The following is a 377-nucleotide window of genomic DNA, read 5'->3' as shown; positions in this document are numbered from 1 at the left end:
TCCACAGTAGCTCAGTGGTAGAGCAATCGGCTGTTAACCGATCGGTCGTAGGTTCGAGTCCTACCTGTGGAGCCATTCTACTGGAGAGCTGTCCGAGTTTGGCCGAAGGAGCACGATTGGAAATCGTGTAGGCGGTGTAGAACCGTCTCGAGGGTTCGAATCCCTCGCTCTCCGCCAGATAATTACATAAACGGCCCGTTGGTCAAGCGGTTAAGACACCGCCCTTTCACGGCGGTAACACGGGTTCGAATCCCGTACGGGTCACCATTATATTTACTTACATACATAATTTAAAACCCAGGAGGATTAGCTCAGCTGGGAGAGCATCTGCCTTACAAGCAGAGGGTCGGCGGTTCGAGCCCGTCATCCTCCACCAT

4 tRNA genes are annotated in these 377 nt (G+C 53.1%); all 4 read left to right on the top strand.

The features are described 5' to 3' along the window. The 4 genes from FN960_RS20925 (at nt 1) to FN960_RS20910 (ending at nt 376) form a co-directional block, all read left to right on the top strand. Nucleotides 1-75: transfer RNA gene (locus tag FN960_RS20925), tRNA-Asn, on the top strand. A 7-nt stretch (nt 76-82) separates the two neighbouring features. Then, nucleotides 83-177: transfer RNA gene (locus tag FN960_RS20920), tRNA-Ser, on the top strand. Between the two features lie 15 nt (nt 178-192). Continuing rightward, nucleotides 193-267, top strand: a tRNA-Glu gene (locus FN960_RS20915). A 33-nt stretch (nt 268-300) separates the two neighbouring features. Continuing rightward, nucleotides 301-376 (top strand) — tRNA-Val (locus FN960_RS20910). Nucleotide 377 lies beyond the last annotated feature (1 nt).

It is taken from the genome of Alkalicoccobacillus porphyridii (genome assembly GCF_007293315.1).
Classification (GTDB): Bacteria; Bacillota; Bacilli; order Bacillales; family Bacillaceae_D; genus Alkalicoccobacillus; species Alkalicoccobacillus porphyridii.
This window is presented reverse-complemented; position numbering and strand designations above follow the sequence as displayed.